This is a genomic window from Peribacillus sp. Bi134 (assembly GCF_918698065.1).
GTDB lineage: Bacteria > Bacillota > Bacilli > Bacillales > DSM-1321 > Peribacillus.
This window is the reverse complement of the sequence record NZ_CAKKLN010000003.1, coordinates 411,383-434,347: the sequence shown is the minus strand read 5'-3', so window position 1 is coordinate 434,347 and position 22,965 is coordinate 411,383. Positions and strand designations below refer to the sequence as shown.

The 22,965-nt window shown below is 37.6% G+C and carries 18 protein-coding genes; 10 read left to right on the top strand and 8 right to left on the bottom strand.

Annotated features, from left to right (window positions below; translation table 11 throughout):
• Positions 1–61: 61 nt before the first annotated feature.
• The gene (locus LQ188_RS07925; protein ID WP_101221754.1) at positions 62–544 is read right to left on the bottom strand and encodes a DUF456 family protein; all 483 of its coding nucleotides are present in this window, start codon (positions 542–544) and stop codon (positions 62–64) included.
• A 363-nt stretch (positions 545–907) separates the two neighbouring features.
• Here LQ188_RS07925 and LQ188_RS07920 point away from each other — a divergent pair, with 363 nt between their 5' ends.
• The gene (locus LQ188_RS07920) at positions 908–1,228 is read left to right on the top strand and encodes a hypothetical protein (RefSeq protein ID WP_101221755.1); all 321 of its coding nucleotides are present in this window, start codon (positions 908–910) and stop codon (positions 1,226–1,228) included.
• A gap of 505 nt (positions 1,229–1,733) precedes the next feature.
• Here the strand turns inward: LQ188_RS07920 and LQ188_RS07915 are convergent.
• From LQ188_RS07915 to LQ188_RS07905, 3 genes are all read right to left on the bottom strand, one after another.
• A complete protein-coding gene (locus tag LQ188_RS07915) occupies positions 1,734–3,056 on the bottom strand; it encodes a citrate:proton symporter (RefSeq protein ID WP_230176485.1) in 1,323 nt (440 codons plus the stop codon).
• A gap of 390 nt (positions 3,057–3,446) precedes the next feature.
• Positions 3,447–4,574, bottom strand: a complete 1,128-nt coding sequence (locus LQ188_RS07910; protein WP_230176484.1) for an AbrB family transcriptional regulator — start codon at positions 4,572–4,574, stop codon at positions 3,447–3,449.
• A gap of 46 nt (positions 4,575–4,620) precedes the next feature.
• Positions 4,621–5,481, bottom strand: a complete 861-nt coding sequence (locus tag LQ188_RS07905; RefSeq protein ID WP_101221758.1) for a LysR family transcriptional regulator — start codon at positions 5,479–5,481, stop codon at positions 4,621–4,623.
• A 232-nt stretch (positions 5,482–5,713) separates the two neighbouring features.
• Between LQ188_RS07905 and tcuA the strand changes: the two genes are divergently transcribed.
• Positions 5,714–7,261, top strand: a complete 1,548-nt coding sequence (gene tcuA, locus LQ188_RS07900) for an FAD-dependent tricarballylate dehydrogenase TcuA (RefSeq protein WP_363320578.1) — start codon at positions 5,714–5,716, stop codon at positions 7,259–7,261.
• Between the two features lie 625 nt (positions 7,262–7,886).
• Here tcuA and LQ188_RS07895 read toward each other — a convergent pair.
• Together LQ188_RS07895 and LQ188_RS07890 are read right to left on the bottom strand one after the other, a co-directional pair.
• Complete coding sequence (locus LQ188_RS07895; RefSeq protein WP_230176482.1) at positions 7,887–8,033, bottom strand: hypothetical protein; 147 nt, start codon at positions 8,031–8,033, stop codon at positions 7,887–7,889.
• Positions 8,034–8,090: 57 nt separating this feature from the next.
• Positions 8,091–9,218: a PrpF domain-containing protein gene (locus tag LQ188_RS07890; RefSeq protein WP_230176481.1), complete on the bottom strand. Its 1,128-nt coding sequence runs from the start codon at positions 9,216–9,218 to the stop codon at positions 8,091–8,093.
• 149 nt (positions 9,219–9,367) lie between these two features.
• Here LQ188_RS07890 and LQ188_RS07885 point away from each other — a divergent pair, with 149 nt between their 5' ends.
• Both LQ188_RS07885 and LQ188_RS07880 read left to right on the top strand, forming a co-directional pair.
• A complete protein-coding gene (locus LQ188_RS07885; RefSeq protein ID WP_034313052.1) occupies positions 9,368–10,231 on the top strand; it encodes a LysR family transcriptional regulator in 864 nt (287 codons plus the stop codon).
• A 247-nt stretch (positions 10,232–10,478) separates the two neighbouring features.
• Entirely contained in the window at positions 10,479–11,789 is a 1,311-nt protein-coding gene (locus LQ188_RS07880) for a citrate:proton symporter (RefSeq protein WP_101221761.1), read from the top strand.
• Positions 11,790–11,880: 91 nt separating this feature from the next.
• Here LQ188_RS07880 and yyaC read toward each other — a convergent pair whose 3' ends face one another.
• Positions 11,881–12,414, bottom strand: a complete 534-nt coding sequence (yyaC, locus tag LQ188_RS07875; RefSeq protein WP_230176480.1) for a spore protease YyaC — start codon at positions 12,412–12,414, stop codon at positions 11,881–11,883.
• Positions 12,415–13,023: 609 nt separating this feature from the next.
• Between yyaC and LQ188_RS07870 the strand changes: the two genes are divergently transcribed.
• The 4 genes from LQ188_RS07870 (at position 13,024) to LQ188_RS07855 (ending at position 17,040) form a co-directional block, all read left to right on the top strand.
• Entirely contained in the window at positions 13,024–14,469 is a 1,446-nt protein-coding gene (locus tag LQ188_RS07870; RefSeq protein WP_230176479.1) for an alkaline phosphatase PhoX, read from the top strand.
• Positions 14,470–14,527: 58 nt separating this feature from the next.
• The gene (gene tatA / locus LQ188_RS07865; protein WP_101221764.1) at positions 14,528–14,755 is read left to right on the top strand and encodes a twin-arginine translocase TatA/TatE family subunit; all 228 of its coding nucleotides are present in this window, start codon (positions 14,528–14,530) and stop codon (positions 14,753–14,755) included.
• Between the two features lie 48 nt (positions 14,756–14,803).
• The gene (locus LQ188_RS07860; protein ID WP_230176478.1) at positions 14,804–15,817 is read left to right on the top strand and encodes a metallophosphoesterase; all 1,014 of its coding nucleotides are present in this window, start codon (positions 14,804–14,806) and stop codon (positions 15,815–15,817) included.
• Between the two features lie 995 nt (positions 15,818–16,812).
• Positions 16,813–17,040, top strand: coding sequence for a hypothetical protein (locus LQ188_RS07855; RefSeq protein ID WP_101221766.1), 228 nt, complete (start codon positions 16,813–16,815; stop codon positions 17,038–17,040).
• Between the two features lie 813 nt (positions 17,041–17,853).
• On the opposite strand, the gene LQ188_RS07850 is transcribed toward LQ188_RS07855, so the two are convergent.
• A complete protein-coding gene (locus LQ188_RS07850) occupies positions 17,854–18,612 on the bottom strand; it encodes a GTP cyclohydrolase II (protein ID WP_101221767.1) in 759 nt (252 codons plus the stop codon).
• A 702-nt stretch (positions 18,613–19,314) separates the two neighbouring features.
• On the opposite strand from LQ188_RS07850, the gene LQ188_RS07845 reads away from it, so the two are divergent.
• Both LQ188_RS07845 and rhaA read left to right on the top strand, forming a co-directional pair.
• Entirely contained in the window at positions 19,315–21,384 is a 2,070-nt protein-coding gene (locus LQ188_RS07845; protein ID WP_101221768.1) for a bifunctional aldolase/short-chain dehydrogenase, read from the top strand.
• A gap of 183 nt (positions 21,385–21,567) precedes the next feature.
• A complete protein-coding gene (rhaA, locus tag LQ188_RS07840; protein ID WP_230176477.1) occupies positions 21,568–22,821 on the top strand; it encodes an L-rhamnose isomerase in 1,254 nt (417 codons plus the stop codon).
• Positions 22,822–22,965: the final 144 nt, after the last annotated feature.

The window sequence follows — 22,965 nt, the reverse complement described above, 5'->3', positions numbered from 1 at the left end:
TTAATAGAAAAAGCTGACTGTTGAAAGTCAGCTTTTTCTTATTGTGGCCGTTGACAAATAATTAAAAAATTACCGCTAAAATAAACCAAACAATCATCAATAATTGAATTAATACTTTGGCTAAGCTGCCGCCTAAAAAACCGATGATAGTTGCAAACCCAACTTTAGTAGCCTTCATTATATCTTTTTGAATGATTAATTCCGAAACGAGGACTGCTAAAAATGGTACGAGAATTATTCCAAAAGGAGGAAAGACAAATGAACCAACAATCGTGGCAATAGCTGCTATTGTCTCGGATGTTTTTGATCCCCCATACTTTTTAACAAAATAACTATTTGCGATAATGTCGGCCGCGATTAATACACCGCTCAACACAACCATACTGATCCAGAACCATAACGATAACTCATCAGAATTAATGAGGAATTGATAAACTGCAAATCCTCCCCAAATAGCAACAACCGAAGGAATAATAGGATAGACAATTCCTACAAAACTTAAAGCAAATAAGACGATCGTTAAACCCCACCATAAAATATCCAATAAAACTCCACCTTTTCATACTTACTTATCATATATCTATTAAATTATATTTCTATTTAGGGACAAAAACCATTTATTCTTTTTTTGTATATTCGATTCCCTCACACTTTAATTAACACTAGATGTATAATGTGTAAAATTAGAGTAAGTGTATGATGAAATAAAAATATTTCCCAATTTGCCAAAAAGAACTTGTTGATGAATCTTTATAATAACACTTTAACTAGGGGTGTTGCTGCTACCTTTTCCTTATTCAAAAAACTGGGCAGGTTAGTTGAAGATCATTTTCAAGCAAATGACATATATAAGCCATGTCCATATAAAGATGTTGTAATATTAAAGGAAAAGTAGGAGGTTAAGAAGATGAAAACTTTTGATTTAAAATCAGGAACAAAAGTAATAATAGACGAAAGTAGAATAGTAATAGAAAGAACAGGTGGAAAAAGTGCAATGAAGGGTTTGTTTGCAGGGCGAGCAATGGGGCAAATGACCATAAAAACGTCAGCAGTGACTGGGTTAATTCACTTTGCTGACTTTTTAATGATTTGTGCTTCTGGACTCCCGACTCCCAATGATTTTAAATTATCCAGCGTAGCAGAGATAAAACAATACCCTAACTGTATTGTTGCAAAAGAAAGTGAATTAGAAGAGTTATATCAATTTCTCAACGGATTTATTAAGTAATGATTCCATAAAAGCCTTAACCTTTAGAGGTTTCCATATAGGGAACAAAAAAACACAACGAAAGCAGTTGATTTCATCTAAGAAATACAACTGCTTTTAGCTTTTGAAACAGTTATTTACGGTATAGTTCAAATACAATTGGTTATGATTTGAGAGCAATTAATAAGATTGAAGCTGTTTTTAGAGCAGCTTTTTACTTTATGCAACTATCATGGCAGTTTCATAACAAAATAAGAATATATTTTTTGTAATAACCAAAACTTTATCAGACGCCACATTTTTAAGACCAGCTTAATTTCAACTACTTCTTCATTGTCTTTCAAATGGGATATTAGAGTACTAAGTGAAGAATATGTGATAATCTGTTAATTATACGCCACTGAGTCTTTCTTTCAAGAGTTGTTAGGTCCTCATCATGAAATTGATCAAAAGTCCTTAGTAGTTGTTTTTGGAAAGGATCCTGCGGATATTTACTAGCAAACAAGTAAACAAGGACTTTTATAATTTACAAAAAAGAAATAGCGCCGCTAATTATAGCTAACACTGTTAAGATTAACGATGTCAAGATGGCCCATTTGTATGCAAATTTCTGATATTCCCCAAGGTCTTTATCAACCATGCCAACTAATAGAATGGTTGATGCAACAAGTGGACTCATTAAATGAGCGGGTTGTCCCAATATAGAAGCGCGAGCAATTTCTAACGGACTAATACCATAAGCTGAAGCTGCCTCTGCAAGAATAGGGAGAACTCCAAAATAATAGGCATCATTAGATAAAACGAAAGTGAATGGCATACTTGTAATGCCAACAATGACAGGGAAAAACTGTCCTAATGAAGCAGGTATTATCGCAACCAGTCCTTTAGCAATAGCATCAACCATTTTTGTACCGGAAAAGATTCCTGCAAATACTCCAGCTGCAAAAACTAGTAGAACAACAATTAGGGCATTTCCAGAATGTGCTAATATACGTCTTTTTTGCATTTCCAGATTAGGGTAGTTAATCATTAAAGCAATAGCGAAACCGACCAAAAATAAAATAGGGGAAGGTACCAATCCCATAATGAGAATGACCATAATGCCTACCACAATTAATAAGTTAATCCACAAAAAACGAGGGCGTTTAATGTCAATATGAGGAAATGCATCAATGGCTTCATTTTCTACAGTAGCAGCTATTTCATTTTTTAACTCTTCTATGTGTATTACACCCAGTCGTTTACGTTCTTTTTTCCCTAAAATAAATGCGACGAAAATAACCCAAATAGCACCACCGATCATGGTAGGAATAAGTGGAACAAAAAATTCGGATGCATCAAGTCCCAATACTGCTATTGCTCTGGTAGCAGGTCCACCCCAGGGGGTCATGCCACTCATAACACTTAAAGCTAGCATGGCTACTGTGGCTAAAACCAATGGATTCATACCGATTCGTTTATAAAGTGGATACATAGCTGAAACAGTAATGATATACGTTGTTGTACCGTCTCCATCTAGGGCCACGAGTAATGCAAGAATTGTGGTACCTATCGAAATTTTCACAGGATCTCCCTTGACAACTTCTAATAACTTTTTGATAAGTGGGTCAAATAATCCCGTGTCTATCATAATACCAAAAAACAATATGGCGAATAATAATAGAGCTGCAGAAGGAGCGACTAGCTTAATGCCTTCCATCATCATAGTGCCAATTTTACTTCCAAAACCACCAACTACTGCAAAAACGATCGGAACTAAAGTTAAAGCAACAATGGGCGATAAACGTTTGGACATAATTAAATAGGTAAAAACGGTAACCATGGAGATGCCTAAAATTGTAAGAAACATTATTAAATCCCCTCCCATATTTTGAATGCGCTTTCAAATGATCTCTGGATGACTAAGAAATAATTTTGTGACTCTTCAGAAAAATTAACTGGTAGATTAATAAGTTTTACACTATGCTTATGCGCTTTTCTTTATTAAAGGTAATACAGAGAGGACAATAAGTTAAATACATATTTTTTTTGTATTGGTATCAAAATAATTTATTCTTTAAAAAAGAATGGGGAGGGGAGCAAATAAAGCCATAGGATAAGTGATTCAATAACGAAATTTTTTTAATATTTAATGCAACTTTTAGTAACAAAAAAGAAGGTCATCAATTTTGTGTAAGATAACCTTCTTTTCTTTATAAATCAGACTTTTCATTGTCCTTGAGCAAAGCTTCCTCCTTTTTTATTTAACATTTAGTTTTACATTACTGTTCTTGTCTTTTCTTCTTAAACTTATTTTTAATACCAATTTCAGTAATGGAGGCACTGCGGCATAAATAAAAGCCATCCGAAATAGTTGATAGCTGGTAACAGTAGATACATCAGCATTTACTTCTTGTGCAATGATTCCCATTTGATCCATTCCACCAGGGGCTAAACTTAAAAAACCCGTAATAGTCGATAAATCATAATACTGGGTCAGTAGAATACTAAAAAACATTGTTGCGCTAATCAAAATTAGTCCGTTCATCAAAGCCAATAATAAGGTTTTTCTTTTGTTGTTAAGTTGTTCCGGTTTTAATAGTAAACCGATATAACCGCCAACCATATATTGAGATATATCAAGAAGTGTAGGAGGAAGTGGTGGTCCCTGCAAACCTAAAAGACCTATTGCAGCAGCAACGATTACTGGTCCTAAAAAGTAAGGAGCTGGTAATTTGAATATTTTACCTATTCTTGCTGCCAGAAAACAAATAAGGGCGAACAGAAAGATAAGAGGAAATAAACCACTCCACTCTGGAATAACGTTATCCGTTATTTTAGAGGAATCATTGGTACTATTCGCTGCAAAAATGGGACTGATAATTAAAAGGGGGACTAAGAAAACAACCATTATCACTCTTGTAACATGGAAAAAGGTTACTGTAGTAATATCAATACCTTTCATATCTTCTGCAAACACAACGATTTGTGACAAACCTCCAGGAATACTACTCGTTAAAGATGTAGGATAGTCAATGCCGGAATATTTTGACATAACAAAAGCAGAACATGCACACACAAGGACAATTAAGGTTGTAAGGATCAACATTGAGGGAAGGTGACTAATCATATCAGACAGTGAGCTCTTGGTAAAGGAGATGCCTATTGAATAACCTACAATAATTAATCCAGTATTTCTCATCGAAACGGGCCAAATTAATTTAACGTTTTTGAAACGTGATGCAATTAATAGGGCTGCCATTGGACCAAGTAGCCAGGGGATTGGAAACCTGATAAGAGAGAAAAGGCCGCCTCCAATAAAAGCAGTTAGAAGTGCAGCCGAAAATTGGATTGTCTTGCTTGCATTATTTAAATTCCACTTTTTCATATTAATTCTCTTCCTTTGTATTAGTTTTACTTCGTTTCGTCTTGTTTCATTGTTTAGAATCATTAAGAAAATCAATAAATGCTTTTACTTGTGCCAAATCCATAGTCACATCCCGATAAAATACCCAAGTTTCTCTAAGCAAATAGCTATTATCGCTTAATACAATGGGGAAAGTATACAGTGGTTCATCATTTTTAATACAGATTTCTGGTAAAATGGCATATCCTAAACCATTAAGAACCAGTTCCTTACATGTTTCAATCCGATCTACCTCCATTGAAATCTTAGGTGGTAACGCAAATGTTTCCTGCCACCAGTTTTCAATAGTATTTCTTAACGATTGGTCTGTCTGATAATTAACTCTAGGAAGAAAAGGAAGTTCTTTTAATTCAATTTTTTTACTGGAGGCAATACAAATCTTTTCTTCTTGAAATAACACTTTATTTTCCTGCCATTTGTAAGGACCTCTAACTATCCCGAGATGTGCTTCTTCTTTTTGAAGCATTTGATGAATTTGAGAACTCCATCCAGTTTTCAAACTGATTTCAACCTCTGGATATAGAGTTAGAAATTCTTTTAATAATAATGGTAGTTTATATCGGGCAAACAAGCCAGATACACCCAATCGCAAAGTTCCTTTTACTTTTTTATCCAAATTTGAAATATGTTCTTTTGCAGCTCCTAATTGCTTACGCATATTTTTCGAGTATTGAACGAGGTACTCCCCTTCAACTGTAAACTCGACACCTCTTTTGCCTCTAGAGATTAAATTTGTTTTGAACTCTTTTTCCAGCTGTTTTATACGATAGGATAAAGCTGGCTGGGAAATAAATAGTCGTTGTGCTGCCTTTGTTATATTTCTTTCTTCGTAAAGAGTAATTAATATAAGCCAGTCTTTTTCATCCATAAAATTTTTCTCCTTTAACCATAAAAAATATTTATGGGTAATTATAAAAAATGAAAATTCATTTGATTTCTAAAAGTATAATACAACTAATGAAAAAAGAAATCTATCTTTTTATGTAAATCAATAGACTCACTATAGTTTTGCGTTTCCAGCATTCTTTCATAAATTTTTTCTATGGCAATGAATAAAAAAACAATATTATTTTTATTCATTATTTTCACTTATTATTTACATGAAGAGTTATCACAACTTAACAGGAGGGGTAAAAATGTCAAATACACAAAATTATGATGTAGTTGTAGTAGGGGCAGGAAACGCAGCTTTATGTGCCGCGATCTCAGCAAAAGAGGAAGGTGCTAGAGTTCTTGTATTAGAACGGGGACCAGTGGAAAAGCGTGGAGGGAACTCTTTCTTCACGGATGGAGCCATTCGTGTTGCATACAATAATTTAGACGCAATCAGAAATATAATACCTGAATTAACAGATGAAGAATCCGAGTTAATTGTAATGCCTGAATACACGGAATCCGATTATTACAATGATCTAATGCGAGTAACAGGTGGACAAAGTAATCCTGAGTTAGCAAAGCAGCTGGTTTCTAGATCATATGAAACAATTGCGTGGATGCGTGATCAGGGAATAAAATTTGAATTGAATTATGAAAATCAATCTTTCGTACAAGCTGGCAAGCGCAATTTCTGGGGAGGACTGCCTATCAAAACGGAGGATAAAGGCGTTGGCTTAATGAGACAGCTCTTTGCGCGGACAGAAGAAATTGGCATCGACGTTTGGTACGATTCACGTGCTGTGGAGCTTGTATCGGAGCATAACACAATAACCGGTGTCGTTGTTGAGAAGGGTCATACAATGGTAACTGTTCAGACATCCGGTGTGATTTTGGCTTGTGGCGGCTTTGAAGCCAATAAGAAAATGAGAAGTGAAAATATTGGTGAAGAATGGGAAGCGGCTATTGTTCGTGGAACCGAGTTCAACACAGGAGACGGCATTTCCATGGCTATGGCAGTGGGGGCTCAAAAATTTGGGCAGTGGTCTGGATGTCATTCTATTGGGACAGATTATAATGCGCCAAAAGTAGGGGACTTCACGAAGCCGGGGGATATTTTTAAAAAGCATTCTTATCCGTACAGCGTCATGCTTAATAATGAAGGGAAACGGTTTGTTGATGAAGGAGCAGATTTACGAAATTACACCTATGCCAAATACGGCCGTGAGGTATTAAAACAGCCTGGACATGTGGCATATCAAATTTATGATGCACAGGTACGCCCGATGCTGCGTAAAGAATATGACCTTGAAGAAGCGACTATTTATAAAGCAGATACGCTTGGAGAGTTGGCTAGTTTACTGCCGGTCAATCAAACACAATTTCTAAAAACGATCGAAGAGTATAACAGTGCGGTACAAGATGGCGAGTATAGACCGGCAGAGAAAGATGGCAAAGGAACGAAAGGAATTACCCCTCCTAAATCCAACTGGGCACTTCGAATTGAGCAAGGTCCATTCTATGCTTTCCCTGTAACGTGCGGTATCACCTTCTCGTTCGGTGGTCTGCATGTAGATACAACGGGTCATGTGTTAGACAAAGAAGAACAACCGATAAAAGGTCTTTTTGCGGCTGGTGAAATGATTGGGGGGATTTTTTATGAAAACTATCCTGGTGGATCCGGGTTAATGTCTGGAGCAGTCTTTGGCAAATTAGCTGGTTCATCAGCAGCACGCTATACTCAAGAAAAGGTTGAAACGATCAATAATCACTGAGTCTTTTCCTTGAATGGTTTATTAGATAAGAATGTGTCCAAAAAATAATAGATACGTGAAGTAGAAGAATGAAAAATAGCCAAGGCTTAAAAAGTCCTTGGCTGTTTGGTATTTTAACATATTTAATGTCTTTATGCTTTGACTAAAACTCATATCATATAGGAATATAAAAGGTCAAACTTAGTAACAGTTTATCTATTGGAGTTTTTTCAGATGAAGTGATTGTATAGCTTTAAGCGTCCTGATGGCCAGACTATAAGGTTCTTCAGTACTAGCTTTTCGAGTTCAGCACCAGCTTGAAAGGATCAGGCATTAACGCTTATGAAGTCAGTTCTAACTTATCAAGATTTACCAGTTATATTGCTGTTTATCACTCCGATGCTAAAATTCAGCATGAAAAAGGGGAGGGATTTGTGTATTGGTATTTTTCTCTAAACAATAGATAGTATTTAGCTTTTTTTAAATAATATAGTAATCATAAAAATCTGTATCTGTACCCTAATTTGTATAGGGGTTTAGCTTATCTGGGGAAATTCACTTATATTCTCGATCCTAGTTTATCATTAAATTTGAAGACAGGGTTTAGGTGAAATACATTAGAGTTTGGGCTCTTTTGAAGTCTCACTTATACAGAACAAGGATCATTAAAGTAAACTATTTCGGAAAGAATTTTAGTGCCTTTCATATTTTTGAATATTTCTTTCGCTTCTTTTTCTGTGTCAAATTCAAATATTTTAATATTTTCCTTTAAAAAGATAGTGATGACCCACATTTGCCAAGCCTCCAAGTGATAGAAAATTTTTTGCTGTAATTTGCAGATCAATTCAAATCAAGCTAATTGATAGGAATGCTCGTAATTTTTTTTCGTGTACACGTATCCCTCCAAAATGATTCTTGCTGTGCGTACCACTTTAATAGCACGTATGTGTCCTGCCAAGAAATCAACCTTTGTTTCCATTATCCCCGCAGGATGGGCTAATCGGAAAATTTCGTGTTTAATGTTCACCATCTCAGATAAAACCGTATCCTGTAAGTAAGCCCCTGCTGTTGCACAGATGGCTCCTGTAATGGCAAGCGCTTGATGGGGCTTTTGCATTGACATCATTCGGATCATCAAATCCATCTCTGACGCTTTTCTTTCAGATCCGTTTAGATCGACGTAATCCATAGGAGGAGCAATTAGAGTCATTTTAGGTACAGCAGGAGATTTGACAGTAGCTGATTTCTTATCGGAAAATTGACACATTTCAGCTGCAATTGATCGGATTTCTTCCAGTTCATTTAATTTTTCCTGTGAATAATCATTGGGTAATTCGGTTCCGCTTAGACCAATATCCTGTGCCCTTACAAAAACGAGTGGATTGGCAACATCAATAATTGAAACTTGAATTAGCCTATCCTTGGTTTTAATCATGTCAATCGGATTTCCTGTAGGGAAAAGTTTTCCTGTAACTGCTCCTTCTGCACGAGTAAAAGAAAGATAAATAGGTGATCCTTTACCAGGCACCCCAGGTATTGAGCAGCATCCTTCTGATTTCACTTGTCCATTTTCAACCTCAACTTCTGCAATAATCAGTTTTTGTGTATTCACGTTAAAAATTTTCACCGTTGTAACAGGTTCTTTTACAGGGACTAATCCTTGCTCAATTGCGTAAGGTCCTACAGCAGATGAAATATTTCCACAATTTCCTTTAAAATCGACCATTTGATTATCGATGCTGACCTGAGCAAATGTATATTCCACATCGAATTCTGGTGATTCTGATTTTTTGATGATCGCTGCTTTACTTGTCAATGAATTCGCTCCTCCAAGACCATCGATCTGTCTCCGATCCGGACTGCCCATCACGTCAAGTAAGAAATCCTCCCAGTGTATGGGATTCGAAGGCATATGATCAAAATTAAGGAACACACCTTTACTTGTCCCGCCGCGCATTACAACTACAGGTACTTTCATTGTAAAACCACCTTTTCTCAAATCAATATTTATAGCACTACCGGTTCCTTTGAAAATATAGTATGATATGTTTATTCATAAGTAAAATACATATTTTTTTAATAAAAATGATAAAAAAACTTATAATCCAAAAAGTGGGGGATGGTTAAGTGGACGAAAAAGATTGGATTGCGATAAGGGTACTATATGAAGAAAAAAACATTAGCCGTGCCGCAGAGCGTTTATATATATCGCAGCCGGCGTTAACGTACCGGCTTAAAAATTTAGAAAAAGAATTTAGCACAAACCTATTTTTCAAAATAAAAGGAGGCATTGAGTTCACTTCAGAAGGGATACATTTAGCGGGTTATGCGGAAGAAATGGTGAAAAAGTTGCAAAAAACGAAAGATTATATGCTGAATATGAAAAATGAGGTAAGAGGAACGTTAAGGCTTGGCGTTTCCAGCAACTTTGCCCAATATAAACTACCAGAAATATTGAAAAAGTTTTCAACACAATATCCTCATGTACAATTTAATGTGAATACAGGCTGGAGTACTGAAATCATGCATCTTCTGGATTCCTCTAGTGTTCAATTAGGCATTCTGCGTGGAAATTATGAATGGTATGGAATCAAATCGTTACTGCATAAAGAAAGACTTTGTTTAATTTCTAAGAAAGAGGTAGACTTGGATAATCTGCCAGAACTTCCATTCATAAATTATAAGACAGACAGTTCTTTAAAAAACTTAATAAATGGCTGGTGGCATGATAGATTCCCAGAGCCACCATTTGTAACTATGGAAACGGATCGGCAGGAGACGTGCAAAGAGATGGTCAAAAATGATCTTGGTGTTTCCATTCTACCGGAAATATGCCTGCAGCCGTCAGATAATTTGCATACATACGGGTTATCCTACAAAAATGGGAAGCCGGTGTTAAGAAATACATGGTTAATGTATAACCAGGATTCATTAAAACTCTCTACTGTGAAAAACTTTATTGATTTCTTGAATAAAAATTCCAATCTGTAACGAAAAAGCACTATGAAATTATTGAAAATTTCATAGTGCTTTTTTGGATTTCTTAATTTAATATAAAATGGATTATAAGTTTTTTTTTCGAAAAAGTAAAAAAAATATGTATTTCACTTATTTGATGATATGAACTATTCTAAAAATAGAAAATAAAGCAACAGGGAATCAGAAGATATGTAATATTTTTTAGTTATTCAAACTTCTCATCTGGTTGTAAGCGGTTTCTTTAATAGGAGGGATTAATATTCTAACGTTACTTGGAATTTCAATGGTCGTTGTCTTTACTTATTTAATCATGTCTAAACGGTTATCACCTGTTAATTCTCTTGTAGTCATTCCAATTATCTTTGCATTAATTGGCGGATTTGGTCCAGAGCTCGGAGATATGATGCTCGATGGAATAAAGGTTGTCGCACCTTCAGCCGCTTTGCTATTGTTCGCTATTTTGTTTTTCGGAGTTCTGATTGACGCTGGATTATTTGATCCACTTATTAAAACTATGTTGAAAATCGTAAAAGGGGATCCGGTTAAAATAGCGATAGGAACAGCGGTAATCGCAATGACCGTTGCCTTGGATGGTGATGGTACCACGACTCATATGATTACGATTTCCGCCATGCTGCCTCTTTACTTACGACTTGGTATGAATCCACTTATCCTTGCCACTATTTCTATGCTGGCTGTCAGTATTATGAGTGGTATGACTCCTTGGGGAGGACCTGCAACTAGAGCAATAGCATCATTAGGTCTGGATGCAAATGAATTCTTTGTCCCGATTATCCCAACACTATTCTCAGGAATAGCAGCTATTCTTTTTACCGCTTATGTACTTGGTAAAAAAGAGCGCAAAAGGCTTGGCGTTGTTTATATCAAATCTGCACCTGAAATGAAAGGGGCTCTTGCTGAAGCAGCTGTAGCTTCCGCCATACAAGACGATTTAAAGCGCCCTAAATTAATATGGGTCAATCTTTTGTTGACGCTCACAGTCATGGTCGTACTTGTAATGGGCTTAGTACCTGTACCGGTGTTGTTTCTAATCGGGTTTGTTCTTGCTTCAATCATTAATTACCCTAATTTAGAACAGCAAAAAGAGCGAATCGGGTCACATGCAGGAAACGCTATCACCGTTGTTACATTAGTATTTGCGGCTGGTATTTTCACAGGGATCTTTTCCGGAACGAAAATGGTAGACGCCATAGCAAATTCATTAGTGGCCATCATTCCGGATTCTTTAGGCTCTTTTTTACCGATGGTCGTTGCGTTCACAAGTATGCCATTTACGTTCGTTTTATCAAATGATGCTTACTACTTTGGTGTTTTGCCAATTCTTGCCGAAGCAGGAGAAGCTTATGGTGTGAGTCCTTTAGAAATTGCCAGAGCTTCCGTACTGGGGCAGCCTGTACATTTCTTAAGTCCACTCGTGGCCTCGACTCTTTTACTGGTAGGGATGGTAAAGACAGATATCGGGGAACTACAGCGGTATGCATTTAAATGGGCTCTAATTTGTTCATTAGTCCTTATTATTACTGCTATCTTGACAGGGGCTATTATTTAAGTATAACGTTATCAATTAAATTCTCGAACTTAAAAATTAGGGCTGTGCCAAAACCAATTATTATTAGTGGTTTTTGGGACAGCCCATTCTTTTAATAAGGTCTAGAAGTCTCGCCGGTCGCTTGAGTAATGATTTTTACGATTTTATTCGCCAAATTCATAACCGTGTAAAGACGAGTATCATTTAAAAATTGCATCGTTGGCAGCGGATCTATATAATTTACCATTCCTATAATGTGATAGTCTCCCACTTCAGGTAATACTTTTTTTAAAGCTTTCCCTGGGACAAGAGGTCCATCCTTCAAGAAAACATAACCGACCTGGTTTTGATCCCCTAAACAAGCATCCACACTAAAAATAAGAGGCCTTTTGAATTGTTTTTTAATTTCTTTCAACGTCTCTTTTAAATTAAATGCATGAACGGGATTTTCCAAGGTACCGTAAACACGATAAGGCACCGTGTGTTCTTTTAGCATCGTCCCGACTAAAGGGCCCAATGAATCCCCAACCGATCGATCTGAACCAATGCACAGAAAGATTACATCTTCATTTTGACATCCTGAAGATTGAATAATCTCTTTGACTTTTAATGCTAAACTGTTTATTTCTTCGCCTTTTGGTTCCACAGAACAAATCTGCTCCCTCCTTTTGTAAATTAGACTCACTTTGATTCCCATTTATTCTATTATACGAATTAAAAAGTTATCATGCATGTAAATATGAGCATATGCTTGAGACTGATGGTTTTTTTAATTATTAGTATTTAACATTTTGAAAAATGGCAGTACTTCAAAACTTGCTAGTAAGTGGGAGTAGGTTTACAACTAGAATATTTCTAGATCAATTATATAGCATGTCTTTAACCGATATCCCTTTCAAAAATTTTATTAGATTTGGGTGAATTAATCGGGTTAACTAGTTTGTCATAGTGTATCTCTTATATTTACAAACTATTAATAAGCATTAATATTCTGCATCAGTCTTTTTATGACAAAATCCTTAGTTTTTTCTCCATATTTTACTAATTCCTCCAATTTCTATCCTTTACATGTTTTAAATGACGTTATAACCTCCTTTGTTTTCGTATAAACCATGACTTTTGGTTTATCTTTCATGTGAAGGAATAAAATCACATGGGTTTAACAGAGCATTTAAAATGGTCTGTTAATTTTAAGGGTAGAGTTTGCTATAAGGAATATAGCATCCCTAAAAAAGATTTTTTGGAGGTAATGTTGATGAAATCTAGCAATAGCGGTTTAAACAGACGTAATTTCTTAAAAGTTGGCGGAATGAGTACATTAGCATTAACACTTGGTTCAACAGGGGTATTTTCTCTTGCGGGAGCTACAAAAGGATTTGCTGCGGAATCCAGCAATCCAACAAGTGGATTTGGTGGCTATGGCCCACTAGTAAAAGATCTAAATGGAGTTCTTGATCTGCCAAGGGGATTTCATTACAAAATGCTTTCACGAACTGGTGATATCATGCCTAATGGTGACCTTGTCCCTTCTGCCCACGATGGAATGGCTGCCTATAAAGGAGAGAAGGGTACAACCATTCTTGTAAGAAACCATGAAAATGGGACAAATTCGGATTACCCTGTAAACGGAAAAAAACCTTGGAGTGCTGGTGCTGCCGGCGGCACAACCACATTAATCGTTGGACAAAATAACAAGGTCATTGATCAGTATGTATCAAGTTCAGGTACAATCCGTAACTGTGCTGGTGGTGCTACGACTTGGGGCACTTGGTTAACAATGGAAGAAACTCGTGATATGGGACATGGCTTTGTATTTGAAGTAAATCCGCTTGATCCTGAAAACGAAATGTCAAGAACACCGATCCGTGATATGGGTTATTTCTCCCATGAAGCTGGGCATGTTGACCCTTCAACAGGAATTTGGTATTTAACCGAAGACGCAAGTCCAAGCTTCTTGTACCGTTTTACCCCACATGACCGAAGTCAAAAGCTAGGTTCTCTGCAAAAGGGCGGCCTACTTGAAGCGGCAGCAATCGAGGAATTGCCGGCTGCAGCAGCAAGTCAATTTAGTACTAGACAAAAATTCGGGATTGTTTGGAAAAAATTAAATCCTGAAATCGCACAGCAAGATGCTAAGGATAAAGGCTGTATTCAGTTTAGCCGCTTAGAAGGGGCTTATTTTTCTGAAGGTACTTTATGGTTTGATGATACAAGTGCAGGTTCAGCACGCCTTGGCCGTGTTTATCGCTACACTCCAGCGACAAACACCTTAGAACTATTCTATGAGTCTACTGATAAAAATGATTTAGAAGCACCGGATAACATTACAATCACTCCTTGGGGAGATCTTTGGATCGCCGAAGATGGTGGCGGTAATGATCGTATTGTCGGATTAACTCCTGAAGGAAATATTTATACTTTTGCTGAAAATATGATGAACGGTTCTGAATTTGCTGGCCCTACATTTTCTCCAGATGGAAATACTTTCTTTGTAAATATGCAAACACCAGGTATTACCTTCGCGATTTGGGGACCATTTGCACGCAGAAATTCTACCCGTAGACGAGCTATGAACCAGGCTCAACCGCCAGCAAGTCTTGCACCTGTTGTTTCGGATAAACTTACTGCATTCGCAGAAGAACAAGGTATGTCTATATTAGAAGCAGCAGCTTTAGAGCGTCATGGTATGCCAATTTTATAAGTAATGAACGCATTTTTTTGAGTACTATCAAACCATCATGGTATAGGAGGTGAGACGTTTGTTATCTAGTATCGGAATCCCCGGCCTAATTCTCATTCTAGTCATTGCGTTAATCATTTTTGGTCCTTCGAAATTACCGGAAATCGGAAGTGCTTTTGGAAACACTTTAAAAGAATTTAAAAAAGCAACAAATGACTTGATCAGCCATGACAAAGAAGAAAAAACTAACTCTGAAGAGAAAAATAAACTAGTAGGTCTTGAGAAATCCGAAAAGACCGGAAACTAAATAACTTGTTTTACAACTTAATAGAGCATTTTGCTTGGAGGAAATAGTATGAAAAAAATGGGAAAGATATTTTTGACGGGCTGCTTTTCGCTGGCGATGGCTGCCGTTTTTGTCGCAAAGCCCGTTACGGCAGATGCGGAGGAAAAGCTCAAGGAGGGAGAGAAGTTTAAACTCACCATTCTCCAGACGAATGACTTTCATGGTCATCTGGATGACATCGTCTCGCTGGATGATGGAACCCTTCATCACAATTCTATTGCGAAGTATGCCACCATCATTGAAAATGTGCGCAATGAAGAGGAGAATGTGCTTCTCGTCGATGGCGGGGATGTCTTCCTGCGCGGCGAGTTTCAGGCGGGTCAAGGAGAGTTGGAGACGTCCCTTTTGAAAGCTTTGGACTATGATGCGATGGCTCTAGGAAACAACGACTTCCGCGTTTACCCTGTCGGGGAGGGCACACCGGACAGCCGTTATGAACAGTTAAAAGATTACCACCGCAACGTGAATTTCCCCATCCTTACTGGTAATGTAATTGACAGGGAAACAGGAAAGTACATTCAAAATGTAAAACCTTGGAAGATTTTTGCTTTCAATGGCGTTAAAGTCGGCATGATCGGCCTCACATCGATGAAGCCGGAAATTCGCGGTTGGGATGATGTTGCAGACCTCGATTTCATCGAACCGGTTCAAGCCTTGAATGCGTTGCTTCCTGAAGTGAGTGAAAAGTCAGACGTTAACATTGTCCTTTCGCATGCTGGAAATCCTGAAGACCATAAGCTGGCTCAGGTTTCCGGAGTTTCAGCGGTAATCGGGGCAGATACACACAAGGTCATCGAAACTCCCGAATACGAATTCAACGGAGAGGTGATGGTGCCAATTACTCAAGCTGGCGGAGAACAAGAACATTATTTGGGCCGCCTGAATTTGACTTTTGAAGTCGTTGACGCCAAAATGACTTTGGTCGAATCCAATGGATTCCTCTACGACGTCACAAATGTTCCGGCAAATCCGGAGATACAAGCGATTATAGACGATTATCGTGCAGATTTGAAAGCGCAATAATCAAATCTTCATAATGCTATGAGGTAAGGACAAAGCGAGGTTATTCGCTTTGTCCTTTCTATATTAATGATAAAGTAAAGACTGCAAGGGCCTGTCCCAGAAAGTCGGAAAACTAACTGACTTGCGGCCTTTTTATTTTTGCTCATTTCCCGCCATTTCAACTGACGAGAGTTGAGCTCAGTTGTAGAGTTTGTCTGTTTAGTTTAGCTTTAATACCACTAATTAATGTGCTAAAAAGAATAGTTAGGGAACAAAACATTTTTATGTCATTGAGATTGCGAAGATCTCCACTTAAATTACCATTAAATGCCTTTTTGTGTTTACTGAAAATCGTTATAAAGAGTACTAATGAGTTTTTCATTATATAGCTATAAATTGATTTTATACAATTCTCGATATCCATAAACAACCAGTTATTTTTTTACCGCTAATGGTCATTATAAATAAAGAAGAAGGGGCTACTGATTACGTATGATTCACATCATATAGTAAATGAGGTGTTAGTTAAAGACGTTTAACTTAACTACAGGTAGCTTCATTAAAAAATCGATTCGAGCAAGGAGATGGTTCTCTTGCACGTAAAAGCAGAAAACCCATTCGTTAAATGTCATTTATGCTTTGAAAGTTGATGAAACTTTTAAGATATAGGGGATGGTTGCTTTGGATGGTAAACTCTAGTCAGATACCAGTTCTTACTCTAATGTAGATGAGGTGTTTATCGCAGAGAATTTATGCTGATTCGAAATGAAGCAAACCCCTTTTTCAGGCAGGGTGCAACGTTCCGTTGCATCCTGTTTTTATGTATTTTCTTGTTATCCTAGCTTGAGCCATTTTATTTATAACCCTTATACTCGTATGTGTTTTCATTTTACGGTAACCTGTGATGTTATACATAAAAGAACTTAATAAGGAAAAGCATACGTGTAACAAGATGATAAAAAAATAATACAATATTATTGAAAAGACATAAATCAAACAAGAAGGATGGGATCCTGATGGTTGATGAAAATATACAAAAAAACAAACGGGAACAATGGAAAAAGCAAGTTATGAATAACCTGAAGAGGGAAGCGGTTAAAAATATCATAGCAGGAATGGGAGACCTAGCAAGATTAGATGCTAAAGTCAATAATACTTACACTGTATACATCAAGGATGGAAGGATGATAAAGCAACCTACAAATGGCAAGTGTGTTGTCATTAATGGAAAAATCCAAGATTAACTGAGAAGGGTGATGGAAAACAATAAGTGATTTTTGGTGAGTTAACTCCAGTACTCACTCTTCTATAACCAATTTTTATTAAAGAAATAATGAATAGAAATCACTGCGATTTGCCAGGACTGCTACAATTGTTATAGGGCCGATTCCCATTACATTGCGCTCTTTGCTCCAGCTATATTAAGCACGGTCTGCTTTGCTAGGGCAATAAGAACCACTTTAGCCGTCATTGTTGTTTTGCTGATTTATTTCCCGCCTTTTAGCAGTGGCCGAGGTGCAGTATTGGAATGCTCTTTGCAATAGTTACGACAACTGTCTGGTATCTATCGGTAATCCATGAGGAATAGTGTGGTTACACCCTTGTTATCCTGATTAACCATATCATCGTGAAGAATGATTGTGTTCTGCAAAACGATTCGTGCAGCATAAGCAATAAGGAAGGGAAGGTCATCAAACTTGTAGCTTTGTGGACATAGGGTATATAACAACGATAATATGATATAGAAAGAGGGGGGATATCCCCTCTTTTTTTTTATCAAAAAATCTGCGATTGTATTGAATGACATTGTGAGAAACTCAGTATTGAATATGTTTTTTGGAATAAATTCCTTTTTCAACAAATAGTTTGGTCGAATCGAAAATCTTTTTTACCTTTTTATCAAATAATCTTTTAATAACACATTTGATTTCCATGACAAATGATTTTTTAAAGCATATCTACAGGATAATACATTCATCGATTCTAGAGGTCCCACGATTATTCCAAAAATTCAAACCTATTCAGGGGTATAAACAATTTCATATAAAACAAATAAGTCATTCATTTTTACTATCTTTTAAATGACCGGAACGAACCACTTTAGTTTTTAAATATTTTTCATTAAACTCGGAAATATCACCCCATAACGGAACTCTGCCTGCAACATTGGCACCTGAGTTTTGAAGGGCTTCTAATTTTTTCGGATTGTTGGTGATAAGAGTCACTGGATTAGAGCGCAGTTTTTTTAACACCCGAATGGCGTCATCATAGTTACGTGCATCATCCACAAATCCAAGCTCCAAATTCGCTTCAACCGTATCCAATCCTTTTTCTTGCAGAACATAAGCCATGGCTTTACTAAATAATCCGATGCCTCTTCCTTCGTGATTCGCTAAATAAAATAAAGCTCCGGATCCTTGAGCTGCAATCATTTTCATAGCCTGCTTTAATTGAAAGCCACAATCACAGCGTTTGCTGCCAAATATATCCCCAGTATGACAAATACTATGCATCCGAATAAGGGCTTCAGCTGAATGTTGGAAATCTCCATACAGTAACACACTTGATTGCTGCATTTCCGCTAAGTTGGAAGAGGCTAAAGTTTCAATGATCTTTTCTATATTATAAGTGCCGTCACCACAAAAATGACCCGCCATATTCTCACATCTTAACCAGCAATACCACTGGAATATAATTGTTTCGCCCTCTAAGTTAACGGGTAATTTGATTGGGCCGACTAAATAAATGGATGTTTCATCACTTTTAATAACGTTTATTTTATCTTCTAATATCAAAGCCACTTTTTCATTAATCATATAAACTTCCTCCCGATGCTTCTAATACTACGATAACGTTTACTAGTTCATTTCATATTGTACCCAATCCACTCTTTTGTGAATCTTTGATTTTAAATAGAAAAAAAAGCTCCAAATGTACTAAAACGAAAGACAATAGCAAAAGGTTAACCCCATCTTTGGTGTGAAAGCCCAAGACCATTTCTTATTTGAACAGTAACTCATATAACCTCAATAAAGCCACAGCACCGATTTTTCAAATGGAATTCGATTAAAAACACTGTATCTCTTAATTTCAGTAAAAAGGATTGAGAAGCATTATTGCATCAATGGTATTTGGATTAGAAAGAAGTTTGTCTAGCTGCCTGTTTACCCGTGAAAATTATGTCTTTCCGTAGGAAATGTCCTGCGAAGTCTTTGGGAAGTTTTGCATCTTTCTTTTTCTAAGATGGAAGGGACATGGTGTTTACATTCCTGGTCATTTGTTGTATTTACGTTTATTTTACAGACTTCATCTAAGGAAAATGGTGATTTTTTAGATGATATTTACCTTGCAGAATGATTTGGATTGTTGAAAATGCGGATACATCCATTGTCTTTCACGCTCAACGATTTTCCTTGTTTTCGTAAAATTGGAAACAATTAAAAAAACTTCTTCAAATGAAAACAAAAGTGTTATACAATAAAACAAACACAAATAAAGATAAACGGGGGTAAAACAAAATGGTTAATAATTTATGGAATGATAAAGAAGCGTCAAAAGTGACATCTGGAGTAGAAGAACTGGTATATCGGTCTAATTTAATCGGTACAGATCGAGCCGTTTGCAACTGGGGAGGCGGCAATACATCCATGAAAACAATGGAAAAGGATTTTCGTGGCCGGGAAATTGAAGTCATGTGGGTTAAAGGAAGCGGTTCCGACCTTGCAACAATGAAAGCGGGCAATTTCACAGGTTTGAATCTAGCGGATATTCACCCTTTAATCGAGCGTGATGACATGCCTGATGCAGATATGGTTGAATATTTGTCACACTGCATGATCGACAGTAAGCATCCACGTATGTCGATTGAAACTTTACTTCATGCCTTCCTTCCCTTTAAACATGTTGACCACACACATCCAGATGCAATTATTAGTCTTTGCTGTGCAGACAATGGAAAAGAAGTCGCCAATGAAATTTTCGGTGATCGTTTTGTCTGGGTACCATATGAGCGCCCTGGCTTCACTTTGTCTAAAATGATCGCAAAAGGTGTGAAAAATAACCCGCAAGCCGAGCTTGTTTTAATGGAAAAACACGGATTGGTTACTTGGGGTGAAACATCAAAAGAAGCCTATGAAAAAACCATTTCGATCATAACGGAAGCAGAAGAGTTTATTAAAAGCCGCCAGCATGAAGAAGATGCATTTGGTGGACAGGCATTTGACTCTTTACCTGAAGCAGAGCGCAAAAAGGTACTTGCTTCGATTATGCCGGTTATCCGCGGTGCTGTGGGCGAGGAGAAAAAAATGCTTTTAACCTTTGACGATGCAGATGATGTCCTGCAATTTTTGAACAGCAAAAATGCGGCAGCCTTATCACAAGTCGGTGCCGCTTGCCCGGATCATCTTGTACATACAAAAATGAAGCCGCTTTTCATTAACTGGGATCCTCAAAATGAACGGACTGAATCCTTGGTGGAAAAAGTTAAAACGGGTATTCAACAATATAAGGAAGAGTATAAGCAATACTTCGAGCGCAATAAAAACGAAGGAGATGTGATGTTTGAGGCGGCACCACGAGTTATTTTGATTCCAGGTGTCGGAATGGTCAACACAGGCAGAAACGTAGCCATGGCAAACGTGAGCGGAGCACTTTACCATCGAGCGATTGCGGTTATGAAAGGGGCAACAGCACTTGGCGAGTTCGTATCTCTCAGTGAAAATGAGTCATATAACGTTGAGTACTGGCCACTTGAGCTTTATAAATTGTCTCTTTCACCGGCAGAAGCGGAGTTCTCACGCAAAGTAGCCTTCATTACAGGCGGTGCGGGCGGTATTGGCAGCGCAACAGCACGGCGTTTAGTTTCTGAAGGTGCCCATGTAGTTCTAGCTGATTTAAATATTGAAGGTGCTGAAAAAGTTGCGGATGAAATCAATAAAGAATACGGGGAAATACGTGCTGCAGCTTTTAAAATGGATGTTACCAGTGAAGAGCAGGTACAGGATGCCTTTGAGAAATCAGCTCTTACATTTGGGGGAATTGATATTATCGTCAACAATGCCGGCCTTGCCACATCCAGCCCGTTTGATGAAACAACCTTAAAAGAATGGAACCTAAACATGAATGTACTGGGTACAGGCTATTTCCTTGTAGCACGTGAAGCTTTTAAGCAAATGAAACAACAGGGAACAGGAGGAAATATGGTATTTGTGGGATCGAAAAACTCTGTTTACGCTGGAAAAAATGCTTCTGCTTACAGTTCAGTCAAAGCACTTGAAACACATCTAGCACGATGCATTGCAGTGGAAGGCGGGGATTTCGGAATCCGTGTTAATTCTGTTTTGCCAGACGCCGTATTACAAGGATCTTCCATTTGGGGATCGGGTTGGCGTCAAGAGCGTGCCGCTGCATACGGAATAGAACCAGACCAGCTTGAAGATCATTACAAAAAACGTACGACATTGCTAGTAAACATATTCCCGGAAGACATTGCTGAGTCCATAGCGTTTTTCGCTTCATCAAAAGCAGACAAAACAACGGGTTGCATGGTCACTGTAGACGGCGGTGTACCTGGAGCTTTTAATCGCTGAATAGGTTTTGCCTGTTTTCTTGGATTTTGTTGCTTTAAGTGGAGGGTTTGTCATAGGTGGAATCAATCTATCGAAAAATAATAGATTAAGTATGTACTGCCCATTATGATAAGTGAAGAATATGTGAAAAGGTAGTAGGAATCATGGAGTAATCAATTCAATCCGTTAAAAGGATGGGACGATATGACAATTAAAGAACAGTACGAAACAGCGAAACAAGCGTATGCGAATTGGGGAATTGATGTTGATGCGGCACTCGAAACACTGAAAAAAGTGCCCATTTCGATTCATTGCTGGCAGGGTGATGATATTGGTGGATTTGAAGTGAACAAAAGTGAATTATCTGGCGGTATTGATATAACGGGAAATTATCCAGGAAAAGCCACTACGCCGGAAGAGCTGCGCATGGATCTTGAAAAAGCGCTATCTCTTATTCCGGGGAAACATCGGGTCAATTTGCATGCCATTTATGCGGAAACAAATGGAGAAGCAGTCGAACGCGATCAGCTTGAGCCAAAGCACTTCGAAAACTGGTTGAATTGGGCTAAAGAAAACGGTCTTGGTTTGGATTTTAACCCGACACTATTTTCCCATGAAAAAGCAGCAGACGGCTTGACACTTTCTCATCCAAATGAAGAAATTCGTGAATTCTGGATTAATCATTGCATCGCCAGCCGAAAAATCGGAGAGTACTTTGGCCGTGAACTAGGCAATCCCTGCTTAACAAATATATGGATTCCAGACGGCTACAAAGATATTCCAAGCGACCGTTTGGCACCGAGAAAGAGATTAAAAGAATCCCTTGATCGAATTTTTACAGCAGAAGTGGATGAAACATGTAATTGGGATGCTGTGGAAAGTAAAGTATTCGGTATTGGCTCCGAGTCATATGTCGTAGGATCGCATGAATTCTACCTTGGCTACGCACTGAAAAATAACAAGATTTGCTTAGTGGATACAGGTCATTATCATCCGACTGAAACTGTATCGAACAAAATTTCTTCGATGCTATTATACAGTGATAAACTAGCACTTCATGTTTCGCGCCCGGTTCGATGGGACAGTGACCACGTCGTAATTTTAGACGATGAGCTTCGTGAAATTGCGCTTGAAATTGTTCGCAATGATGCATTAAACCAGGTGATCATTGGTCTTGATTTCTTTGATGCCAGCATCAACCGTGTTGCTGCCTGGACGATTGGTACGCGTAATATGATTAAGGCCCTCTTATATGCCTTACTTGTACCGAACGATCATTTGAAAGAACTGCAAGAAAAAGGCGATTTTACTGAGCGACTGGCATTAATGGAGGAATTTAAAACCTATCCATTTGGTGCAATTTGGGATTATTATTGTGAAAAAATGAATGTGCCGGTAAAGGAAAGATGGCTGACGCAAGTGAAAGAATATGAACGTGATGTCTTAGCAAAGCGTTAAAATAACAGGTTGTCCTGAATCCGCAAACCGATGTGTGACTAATTCCGCTGTATTAATATGGGGTCTATCAATTCGTCCCGAGTGAATGGTCTGGAATTACCGAAATATAACGAAGAAGTGGAGAAAAAGTAAAAAAGTTTTTGT